The organism is Pseudomonas sp. NFACC46-3 (genome assembly GCF_900114515.1).
GTDB classification, from domain to species: domain Bacteria; phylum Pseudomonadota; class Gammaproteobacteria; order Pseudomonadales; family Pseudomonadaceae; genus Aquipseudomonas; species Aquipseudomonas fluorescens_Q.
Genome location: NZ_FOTH01000066.1, coordinates 1 through 11,133 on the forward strand (window position 1 = coordinate 1; position 11,133 = coordinate 11,133).

The window sequence follows — 11,133 nt, forward strand, 5'->3', positions numbered from 1 at the left end:
GTCGCCGGGTTTTAGGGCCGCTTCGCGCCCCAGCGGGAGCAAGCTCCCTCGCCACGGGGGGGGCCAGCCTTACAACTCGATCTTGACGGCCTGCGAAGCCCGGGTTGCCTTGGCGCGGGCGGCTTCGATGGATTCGTCGCGGGCCAGGGCCACGCCCAGGCGGCGCTGGCCGTTGACTTCCGGCTTGCCGAACAGGCGCAGGGCGGTGTCCGGCTCGCTCAGGGCGGCGCCGAGGTTGGCGAAAGCGGTCTGGGTCGACTGGCCTTCCACCAGGATCACCGCCGAAGCCGATGGGCCGAACTGGCGGATCAACGGAATCGGCAGGCCGAGAATGGCGCGGGCGTGCAGGGCGAATTGCGACAAGTCCTGGGAAATCAGCGTCACCAGGCCAGTGTCGTGCGGACGTGGCGAGACTTCGCTGAACCACACCTGATCACCCTTGATGAACAGCTCGACGCCAAACAGGCCGCGACCACCCAGGGCCTCGGTCACTGCCTTGGCGACGCGCTCGGATTCAGCCAGGGCCACCGGGCTCATGGCTTGCGGCTGCCAGGATTCCTGGTAGTCGCCTTTCTCCTGACGGTGACCGACCGGTGCACAGAACGTGGTACCGCCGACATGGCGCACGGTCAGCAAGGTGATTTCGTAGTCGAAGTCGATGAAGCCTTCGATGATTACCCGGCCTTTGCCGGCACGGCCGCCTTCCTGGGCATAGTCCCAGGCTTTCTGCACGTCGTCGGCACTGCGCAGCAGACTCTGCCCCTTGCCCGACGAACTCATCACCGGCTTGACCACACACGGGAAGCCCAGGGTTTCGACGGCCTTGCGATAGTCTTCCACGGTGTCGGCGAAGAAATACGGCGAGGTCGGCAGGCCCAGTTCTTCGGCGGCCAGGCGCCGGATGCCTTCACGGTTCATGGTCAACTGCGCGGCGCGGGCGGTGGGGATCACGGTGAAGCCTTCGGCTTCCAGTTCCACCAGGGTGGCAGTGGCGATGGCTTCGATTTCCGGCACGATGAAATGCGGCTTCTCGGCCTCGATCACCGCACGCAGGGCGGCGCCGTCGAGCATGTTGATCACATGGCTGCGGTGGGCCACTTGCATGGCCGGCGCGTTGGCGTAGCGATCCACGGCGATCACTTCAACGCCCAGGCGCTGCAGCTCGATTACCACTTCCTTGCCCAGCTCACCGCTGCCACACAACAAAACGCGGGTCGCGGTGGGCGACAAGGGAGTTCCGATACGGGTCATCTGAAGGTCCTCAAACAGGAGCGGTCGTCGAGGGTTGCACGCCGGGCGAGCTTCCCGTGGGGAGAAAACGCGGCATTTTACATGAACTGCGGGTTTTGGCTTCAGGTGGCGACGGTTTGCTTGCGCAAACGCCAGGCCATGATCAGCCAGACAGCCGTGACCCCGGCGAATTTCGAGAGCAGGGCGGTGATCACCACGGCAGGCGTCAGAGCGTCGATCAGGCCGAAGAAAATGAACGTGTCCAGCGGAATGCTCAGGGCCGAACTGATCCATAGCCGATCATGCAATGGGCGTTTGGTGATCGTGAACACCAGCCAGTCGATGCACTCGGACACGGCAAACGCCGTGGCACTGGCCAGGGCGATGGTCGGATCCGAGGTGACATAGGACAACACCAGAGCCACCAGCATCGCCGCGATAGCACCATGGCCGAAACGGGTCTGCACCATGTCCCGCAGGATAAACACCAGCCCGCCCCAGGCCGACCAGATGATGTCCAGGTGCGGCGCGGCGGAAAACGCGAAGTTGATCAGCACGACGCTGGCGATGTAGGCGATCAGGAAGAGCATGGGGGTACCTGGTGAAATGTCGTGCCAAATATTGAAGGATAGCGATATTCCCCGTGGCGAGGGAGCTTGCTCCCGCTGGGGCGCGAAGCGGCCCCAAACCAGGCAACCCGGTGGATCAGGTTAATTGAGTGGTCTTTGAGAGGGGGGCTGCTGCGCAGCCCAGCGGGAGCAAGCTCCCTCGCCACGGAGTTCTGTGTCGCTCAATGGGTAGTTTAGCCGCCGCCAATAGCTCATTCCTCCTCACTCCCCTCCGCCTTCCAATACCCTACAGCCTTCACAAAATCCTGATCCAGCCCTTTCTCCTCCAGCAACACCTTGCGAATCTGCCGCGACACCTTGCTCTCGGTGGCGACCCAGGCGTAGAGCTTGCCACCGGGCATATCCAACTGCTGCACGGTGGTCAGCAGGTTATCCTGGCGACCTTCGCGCAGCACCCAGATCACATGCACCTGCGCCGGGCTCTGGAGGACCTGCTGCTCGGCGCCGTTTTCCACTTCCACCACCACCAGGGCACGCCGGTTCGGCGCCAGGCCTTCGAGGCGGCGGGCGATGGCGGGGAGGGCGGTTTCGTCGCCGATCAGCAGGTAGCTGTCGAAGATGTCCGGCACGATCATCGAACCCCGTGGCCCACCGATGTCGAGGTACTGCCCCGGCGTTGCCTGGGACGCCCAGGTCGAGGCAGGGCCGTCGCCGTGGAGCACGAAATCGATGTCCATCTCCAGGGTGTCCAGGTCATAGCGGCGCGGGGTGTAGTCGCGCATTTGCGGCAGCGCGCCCTGGGCCTTGCCGGCGCTGAGGTTGAGGCTTTCCAGCGCCGCCCGTTCCTCAGCGTTCTGCGGGAAAAACAGCTTGACGTGATCATCCGTGCCCAGGCTGACGAACCCGGCCAGTTCCGGTCCGCCGACGGTGATACGGCGCATGCGCGGGGTCAGGTCCTGCACCCGCAAGACTTCCAGGCGACGGCGTTTGACCTCGTGATTGACACGGTGAATGGTGTTTGGATCGACTGCAGTCATGGCGTTGACTCCGAAACGGGTGGACGGTCGAGGCCGTCGATGATGGCTTTGGCGGTGTCGTTGAGCAAGTCGCTTACCCGCTTGATCTCCTCCGGGGTCCAATGCCCGGGGTGCTTGTGCAGCGCATGCCGCAGGTTATACACCGCTTCATGGATTTGTGCGGGGCGGTCCTGTCCGCGCAGGGCGCGTTTGCTGGCTTCAATACGCATCCTTACCTCATCCAGCGCCACGGCTTGCTCCTCAAGGGATAGACGTCCGGCGTCGGTCACTCTGTAGCATTTTTTCCCGTCCTCGACGCCACAGGTCACCATCGTGCTCATTTCCAGGAAGGTCAGGGTCGGGTAGATCACCCCGGGGCTGGGGCTGTAGGCGCCGTCGAACATATTTTCGATCCGACGGATCAGGTCATAGCCATGGCAAGGCTGTTCGGCAATCAGCGCCAGCAACAGCAGCTTCAGATCGCCGGAGGCGAAGACCCGTGGACCCCGGCTGCCACGCTCACGGACTGCCGTGGGTTGTTCAAGTCCATCGTTCTTGGGAAGGGAATAAGTGACTGTCATATGCGCGCTCTCCATTCTGCATAAGATAAAACTTAGATATATCTTTATTTAAAGATATATCTTTGATAAGTTTCTGGAACTAAGATGTATTTTTATTCGCAAGGTCTTACTTGGGTTCGGAAAAAACCTTACATGAAAGCTCTAGACCCGGGGTGACAAGCATACGGGCTGCATACATTTGTAATGATTGAGTAGCGTGTAGGCTGGCAATGTGGGTTGTTTCTGACAGCCAAACTTCAACTTTATAAGAAATGGCTTCTTTTTCTTCGTGCTATATGCACGAAGTACTACATGCTTATGGGAAAGTGCCTGCTTATTTTTGATTAAAGAGAGCCGATCATGCCCCGGCGTTGAAGGGGGCAGGCCAAGCGGTTATTGGCCTGCAACTTTCAACCCTTCTCTTTATGTCAAGAACAGGTGTTAACAACATGCTCAAACAATTCGTATCCGGTACTGCTCTGGTCGCTGCTGCCCTGGGTTCTTCGGCGGCGTTCGCCGCTGATGATGCGCGCTCCTCGATCCATATCACCGCGAACATCCCGACCCTGCAGTTCCATGTGCAGCCACGTGACCCGAACTTCGGTAAAGATGAAGTCATGAGCTACAACCTCGTCGCCGGCACATTGACTTCCCTGCGCCAGACCTTCGACGTGAAGAACACCAACGGTTCGGTCCATGCCTACATCGAGGGTGGCCCGGCGGCGCTGTACAACGGCCGTGACGCCATCGCCCTGACCACCAAGTTCAACGGCATCACCCTGTCCGCCACCCCTCAGGAAGTGGTGGATGATGCAACCTCCACTCCAGGCACCCAGGCTGACATGACCATCGTCGCGGACAAGCCCCTGGATACCCAGAACGGCCTGTACACCGCCGACATGACTGTGATCTTCGACGCCGTGCCACGCCCGTGATGCCGCTCGATGCCCGTTGAGGTTCACCTCATTGCACGGGCATTGCCGCAGGCCGTCCGGCGCTCCCCTGCCGGGCGGCCCGCACCCGAAACGCCCTGATCGTTCGTTGATTATGAGAATCCGTTGATGTTTCCGATGACACCCATCGCGGGTGCCCTCGCGCTGTTTCTGTGCGCGAGTGCATTGGCTGCGCCGACTGCCCCCGGTACCACACCCAAGAGCCTGCTAGCCCAGGCCAAGGGTTTGCCGGCTGAGTTTGAATCGCACTTTTTCGATGTGCCTTTGGCGGTTCGTGTTGAACTCAATCAACAGTACCTCGGTGAAGCCATGGTGGTCTTGACGCGGGATGATCGTATTACCCTGCTCGAATTCACCGACACGCAGGACAGCTCGATAAAAGCTGCCGAGCGCGATCAATGGGAGCAGCATCTCAAGCAGGGACAAAGGCTGGGCGCTTGTGAAAGCCGCTGCCCGTCCGGGCTGCTGGCTGTGCATTACAGTCTGGAAAATTCATTGGTGTCGATCCTGACCAGGGACGTGGAGCGAGCCAACGAAACCAAGCGTTACCACGATCAGCCGGAAGGCGGCAGCCTCGGCCTGATCTTCAACAACCAACTGAATATCAATGGTGGCCAGGAACAGGACACTGGCGGGCGTTATGGCCTCAACGCCAGTTCCAGCGTGGGCAACTGGAGCCAGTCACTGGACCTCCAGCTTTCGCGTCTTGGCGGCCCGGACGACAAGCTGTACCACGCCGTCCACGAGCTTTACACCCAACGAGAGATGGAAGGGAATTTTTTCCGCCTGGGTTATTTCACGCCCAGTTCCGATGGCTTGAACCGTCAGATCCGTTCGTTCGGGGCCAACCCCGACACGGCGCTCGGCGTCATGTACGGCAGCTCCGACAGCCTGGTGGTGGAAAACCCCAAGCCCAGCGTCTACCCCATCTATGTCACCGCCAGCCGCCAGGCGTCGGTGGAGATCTATCGCAACGGCCTGCTGATCAACTCTCAGGCGGTCAGCGCCGGCTTGCAGAGCCTGGACACCCGACCCTTGCCCGGCGGCATCTATGAAGTGGAAGTGCGCCTGATCGAGGACGGGCAAACCACCGCCACCAGCCAGGAGCTGGTCTACAAACCCAATAACTGGAGCAATTCCGAGGATCGCTGGCGCTACAACCTGTTCGCCGGACGCGAAACCAGGCTCTGGAGCAACTGGGAAGACCAGCCCTCGGGTTTCACCACGGCGGGTGTGGGCCTCAACTACCTGCTGCATCCCCGGGTGATCCTGGGCGCCTCCACGCGTCAGGTGCAGGACAAACTGCAAGTGGGCACCTCGGTGGACTGGACGCTGGCCAGCAACACCAACCTGTACGCCAACGTCTATCAGACCCAGCAGTACGGCACCGGCATGGACGTGCAAGGCCTGTACAGTTATGGCCATGGCAGCGTCGTGGCGAGCCACAACCGCAGCTGGCTGGACACCCGCAACACCTATGAAACCCGGCCGGACGGCACCCGCATCCGCCAACGCAACGTGTTCGTCGGCCAAACCAGCAACTCCTCGCTGTCGGTCAACCATCGCTTGAGCAACAAGACCTCCATCAATGGACGGCTGGCCTACAGCGAAGGCAATGTCCAAGGCACCGGCCTGGACCTGGGCTGGACCCAGCGCGGCAAGCTGGGCGGCAGCGATGCCAACTGGCGGCTGTCGGTGTTCGACCGCCCCGGTACGTCGAGCACCGCCGACCGGCGCAACCGCGGCGTCGACCTGAGCATCAGTGTCGCGTTGGGTGGGCCGGGCGAGTACTGGTCGGGCAGCATCGGCACCCGCACATCGCGGGACGGCGACCGCGACCACAATGCCTCTGTGACCTATCGCCGGGACCTGCAGGACCACGTCTTGCAAAGTGTCTCCGCCACGGCAATGGCCGACACCTATGGCGTGGGGCTGTCCGGCATCGGCAGTTTCATGACCGATTCGCTTTACGGCGACGGTTTCGTCCAGCGTTCGTCCTATAACGACAACCTCACCGGCGGCTTGAACCTGAGCAGCACCGTTGCCGTGGGCAGCCAGAAAGCCGCCTTCACCGGCCTGCCCCAAGGGCGCGGCGCGGGCCTGATCGTCGACGTGGAAACCGATCTGGACGATGTCGCCCTGCGTGCCGACGATTTGACCGGTGGCAGCACGGCGTTACGCCCGGGGCGCAACTTCATCCCCATCACCGCCTACAAGAACAGCATGGTGACCTTCGACTTCGAGGGTGTGCATCCGCCGGCGGCCAATATCGAGCCTGCGCGGACCCGTTATCACCTGAACAAGGGCGGCGTGGATTACCGCAAGGTCCAGGTGATGAAAACCGTGACCGTACTCGGGCGCCTGGTGGACGAACAAGGCGAGCCGCTTCGGGGCCATCACGTGATCAACCACGCCAGCCGCGGCGTCAGCGAGGCGGATGGGTTCTTCTCCATGGAAATGAACGCCAGCTCACCCACCCTGGAAGTGCGCTACGGCAGTGAATTGTTCTGCCGGTTCCGCCTCGACCCGGACAACGCCAACCGCGAAGGCGATGTGTTGATGATCGGTGATTTGCGCTGCACGCCGGACACCCTGGCAGATAACTCGTTGGGCGAGACCGGCAAGGACCGGCAGCGCTCCTGATTCCTGATGTGTCGCGGGGAGCAAGGTGTGCGCCCCGCGTGAAGGTTCTTTCTCCAACTTGCAGGGATTCGCTTTGATGTATGAGGTTGTATAGATGAAACCTTTATCGGTGGCCGTGCGCAGCGTGGCTTCGGTGCTGTTGTTTGCCTCGCTTCTTGCTGGCTCACCAACGGCCAGTGCATTGACGCAGGATATCAGTGCGATTTTCAGGCCTGACCCTGCGAAGCCCCAAGAAAATGTATTTCTCAACACCACTCCGGTCAGTGGTTACTGTGCAAGTCATCCGTCGGAGTGCAAGGCTACAAAGACCTTCAGCATTCGATTACCCATGACTTTCAATTCGGCCGGTCCCATTCAGGCCAATCATGGAAGTGCTCGTCAGGGTGCAATGTTTAAAGTCCCTGCCAACTGGCGTACGGCACGGGTAACCCATGCGAGTACCGGTGAAACCGAAACCGTTGAAGTACGCTTTTCCGGTCTCGGCTCGAAATACCGAATCCCTGCTGGCGTGGTCAATGTGGTAGGTGGGGGCGTAGACGTCCTCACCGCTCATCAAAGACTCTGGGGCGGTGTTTCGCATACTTGGGTATATGCTCCTGCGCCCTGTCGATACAGTGGTGTAGGTTTTTACACCGCTACGGATTACGAGTTTTTCTGGAAGACTCCAGTAGAAGATGTGTGCGCCAAAACATCCCGTTACCTGATCCCCAGCATGAGTTATACCCACCTGGATTTTGCCTACGAACTGCGCACACCCAACCCATTGAAGATGTCGTCCGGCCAATACACCGGGTCGCTGACCTATAGCGTTGGTCCGGGACAGGACATTGATATGGGCGATGTGGTGATCCCCAACGATTCGGCTCTCACGCTCAACTTCAAACTTGACGTCGAACACACCCTCAAGGTCGAAATACCCCCCGGCGGCAACCGCGTCGAATTGGTCCCCCAAGGCGGCTGGCAAGCCTGGTTGAACCAGGGGCAAAAACCGACCCGGCTGTTCCGTGACCAGCGCTTCCACATCTCAGCCTCCTCCCGTTTCAAGATGGGGCTCGAATGCCAATACGTCAGCGGCAATACCTGCGCGATCACCGAAACCGGCAGCGGTCATGCCGTGCCGGTGGACGTCAGCGTGACCCTGCCCGATGGCTTGACCGACGCCGCCGGACAACCGGTCAACCGTCGTCAGCTAAGGCTTGATGGCAGTGGTACCGAGCTGTTCCAGCCGGGCTTCTATGTCGATCGCCGCTCGGGAACCCTGCACTTCGAAGTTGGCCGTAGCCAGGTCGAAGCGATGCTGGACACCGGCGCCAAGGCGTATAGCGGCAACGTCACGGTGATTTGGGATTCGGAAGTCTGAACCCTGGGTTCGGTCAACGGCTGTTTTTCTCCGCCACGATTCGCTCTGCTACAGGAGGTTGCATAGATGAAGCTTTCGAGAAAACGGGCAAGCGGTATGGCTGCCGCGCTTGGGTTGGCCTGCGTGCCGGCTGTCCATGCCGCCACGGTGGACATCACCGCGCAATTCAGAGCGGACAGCGCAAAGCCTCACGAGAATAAGTTCGTCAATACCACTCGAAACAGCGGTTATTGCGAGCAATTCGTCGTGCTGTGCCAGTCGGCCGGGATATTCAGCCTGATATTGGGTACGGGCGCTTCAGGGGGGCCGATCCAGGCCAATCATGAAGATAGCCGGCAAGGTGCGATGCTCAAGGCACCGGCCAACTGGCGTACGGTACAGGTGACCCATTCAGGTACAGGCCATACCGAAACCCTCGAGTTTCGCGTTGTCGGCCTGGGCGGGGCGATCGGGCTGAGCCCCAGCCCCGCTGAGATTGTCGGTGGCGGCGTGAGTGACGAAACCGCCTACAACATGATCTTCGGCTCGACCTGGTGGCAAGCCCCGACGCCCTGTGTGAGGCAGGGGGCGACCCTTTCCCACGCCTGGTTCTTCTGGAAGACACCGGTAGAAGACGCCTGTGCCAAACCGGCCCGCTACCTGATCCCTCAGTTCGAATACCAGGGCCTGAGCTTTGCCTACGAGCTGCGCACGCCCAATCCTTTGCAAATGACAGGCGGCCAGTACCGGGGCTCGCTGACGCTCGGTATCGGGCCGGGCCAGGACTTTGACTTCGGTGACGTCGTGATCCCCAACGATTCGGCGCTCACGCTCAATTTCACCCTGGATGTCGAGCATGTCCTCAAGGTTGAAATTCCACCGGGGGGAAACCGGGTGGAATTGGAGCCTCGAGAGGGCTGGAAGGCGTGGTTGAGCAACGGCAGCAAACCGACGGTGCTGTTTCGCGACCATCAGTTCCACATCTCGACGTCTTCGCCGTTCACGATGAAGCTCGAATGCCGCTACATGGCCGGCACCGAGTGCGGTGTAACGGCGCCGGGTTCCGCTATCTATTACCCGGTGGATGTCTATGTGACGCTGCCCGACGGCTTGACCAATCCTGACGGGACACCGGTCAACCGTCGAACGGTGCCTGTTGGAAGCTTTGGCAATCCCGTTCGATTTCTCCCGGTCAGGTACATCGATCGCAAGCCCGCAACCCTGCATTTCCAGATCCGCAGCGTCAGTGTCGCGGCGATGCTCGATCGCGCGCCCGACACTTATACCGGCGCCGTCACGGTGATCTGGGATTCAGAGGTTTGAAACGACGGCGTGTCGTCCGGCGGTGTTCGGCGAGCCCTATTCAGTCAGCAATGTGCAGTGAGTTGCGTTTAATACATGAGGTTAAGAGAAGTGATGAAGCATCTAGTGGCATGGGTTGGTTTTCTTCTGTTTTGCAGCATGGCCCAGGCCGGGCCGCAGATTGGTGTCGGGGTGGTCTACGACTATCTCGACGGCGACAAAAGCACCTACATGAAGCGGGTGTTCAACGGCGGAACGTCCACGGCGTTCGTCAAGGTCAACATCCTGGAGATTGTCTACAACGAGGACGGCAGCTACCAGGAATTGCCCCTGGAGAACCAGGCCGGCGCCATCTCCAAGGATGGCCTGATGGCCAGCCCGGCGCGGCTGATCGTGCCGGCCAACGGCATGCAGGGCACCCGGTTGCTGTTCATGGGCAACCGCGAAAAGGAGCGCTATTTCCGGGTGCGTTTCGTGCCGGTGGTGCCGGAAGCCGAGGATGAATTTGCCGTCAGCGCCGAGGAACGCGAAGCGTACAAGAAGGAGCGGGTGGCGGCAGGGGTCAAGGTCCTGGCGGGCTACGGCACGGTGTTTTTCGTACGACCCAAGAACACCCGTTTCGAGACGGTGATCGATGACAGCGCCAATCGCTACCTGATGCGCAACAACGGCAACAGCGTCGTGGTGATCGATGAGTTCAAGGATTGCGACGCGAAGACGGATAGCGACTGCCGCCCGACGACCAAGCACCACGTCATGGCCGGGCGCACGTTTTCCTTCGACAAGGAGGCGGGGCGTGAGTACCGCTTCACGCTGATCGAGGGCAGCAAGAGCCAAGCCGTCGAGATCAAGGGTTGACGGTTGTCGTCGCCGAACCGTCGCAGACGCCACAGGTAATCAATATGTCCAAGACACTGCTACGCCCTCTTGCGTTGACCGCGCTGATGCTGCCCTGGGTTTCGGCCTGGGGAGCGGTCGAGCGGGAAACCTTCGAACTCCACGTGACCATCCCGACGGTCGATTTTTTTGTGCTGCCCCTCGACCCGCAACTGGTCCAGCGTGAGCAACGGCTGCCTTTCAGCTCCATCACCGGCGAGCTCGGTTCGCTGCGGGCGACGTATGAGGTGAAGAACACCACGGGCGGCATCGGTGCGCGCCTGGCCGAGGAGGCCTATTTATCCAATGGCCGCGAGCGGATCGACTTGCGGGTGAAGTTCAACGAGGTCGAACTGACCCTGGACTCGACCCAGGTCGTGACGGCCCTCGAGGCCAGGCCTGGACGCCAGGTGCCCCTGGAAATCGCCGCGATCAAGCCCGGTGATGGATACAGGTCGGGTGATTACTACGGCACGGTGCACATGGTGTTCGATGCGGTTGCGCCCTGACTGGCTTTTGTGGCGAGGGAGCTTGCTCCCGCTCGGCTGCGTAGCAGCCGCAAAGATGGCAAGTCAGAGGTATCCAGTTGGTTGGAAAAGCGTGGGGCGGCTTCGCCACCCAGCGGGAGCAAGCTCCCTCGCCACA

10 protein-coding genes are annotated in these 11,133 nt (G+C 60.7%); 6 read left to right on the forward strand and 4 right to left on the reverse strand.

The features are described from left to right. Nucleotides 1-69: 69 nt before the first annotated feature. The 4 genes from purT to BM300_RS29410 form a co-directional block, all read right to left on the reverse strand. Entirely contained in the window at nucleotides 70-1,251 is a 1,182-nt protein-coding gene (gene purT / locus BM300_RS29395) for a formate-dependent phosphoribosylglycinamide formyltransferase (RefSeq protein WP_063324546.1), read from the reverse strand. Nucleotides 1,252-1,352: 101 nt separating this feature from the next. Next, nucleotides 1,353-1,820 (reverse strand): preQ0 transporter, encoded by a 468-nt coding sequence (locus tag BM300_RS29400; RefSeq protein ID WP_092223379.1) that lies wholly within the window; start codon nucleotides 1,818-1,820, stop codon nucleotides 1,353-1,355. Between the two features lie 230 nt (nucleotides 1,821-2,050). Beyond that, nucleotides 2,051-2,836: a siderophore-interacting protein gene (locus BM300_RS29405; RefSeq protein ID WP_092464681.1), complete on the reverse strand. Its 786-nt coding sequence runs from the start codon at nucleotides 2,834-2,836 to the stop codon at nucleotides 2,051-2,053. Then, a complete protein-coding gene (locus BM300_RS29410; RefSeq protein WP_072345585.1) occupies nucleotides 2,833-3,396 on the reverse strand; it encodes a PadR family transcriptional regulator in 564 nt (187 codons plus the stop codon). Before BM300_RS29410 ends, BM300_RS29405 begins: the two co-directional genes overlap by 4 nt. 428 nt (nucleotides 3,397-3,824) lie before the next feature. On the opposite strand from BM300_RS29410, the gene BM300_RS29415 reads away from it, so the two are divergent. From BM300_RS29415 to BM300_RS29440, 6 genes are all read left to right on the forward strand, one after another. Then, the gene (locus BM300_RS29415; RefSeq protein WP_092345727.1) at nucleotides 3,825-4,310 is read left to right on the forward strand and encodes a CS1 type fimbrial major subunit; all 486 of its coding nucleotides are present in this window, start codon (nucleotides 3,825-3,827) and stop codon (nucleotides 4,308-4,310) included. 126 nt (nucleotides 4,311-4,436) lie between these two features. Then, on the forward strand, nucleotides 4,437-6,971 hold the full coding sequence (locus tag BM300_RS29420; RefSeq protein ID WP_092223383.1) for a CS1-pili formation C-terminal domain-containing protein: 2,535 nt from the start codon (nucleotides 4,437-4,439) through the stop codon (nucleotides 6,969-6,971). A 94-nt stretch (nucleotides 6,972-7,065) separates the two neighbouring features. Then, on the forward strand, nucleotides 7,066-8,331 hold the full coding sequence (locus BM300_RS29425; RefSeq protein WP_092223385.1) for a hypothetical protein: 1,266 nt from the start codon (nucleotides 7,066-7,068) through the stop codon (nucleotides 8,329-8,331). Nucleotides 8,332-8,397: 66 nt separating this feature from the next. After that, nucleotides 8,398-9,633, forward strand: a complete 1,236-nt coding sequence (locus BM300_RS29430) for a hypothetical protein (RefSeq protein ID WP_092464683.1) — start codon at nucleotides 8,398-8,400, stop codon at nucleotides 9,631-9,633. A 93-nt stretch (nucleotides 9,634-9,726) separates the two neighbouring features. After that, on the forward strand, nucleotides 9,727-10,470 hold the full coding sequence (locus BM300_RS29435; protein WP_092464685.1) for a pilus assembly protein: 744 nt from the start codon (nucleotides 9,727-9,729) through the stop codon (nucleotides 10,468-10,470). Between the two features lie 44 nt (nucleotides 10,471-10,514). After that, nucleotides 10,515-10,997 (forward strand): CS1 type fimbrial major subunit, encoded by a 483-nt coding sequence (locus BM300_RS29440; RefSeq protein ID WP_092345721.1) that lies wholly within the window; start codon nucleotides 10,515-10,517, stop codon nucleotides 10,995-10,997. Nucleotides 10,998-11,133: the final 136 nt, after the last annotated feature.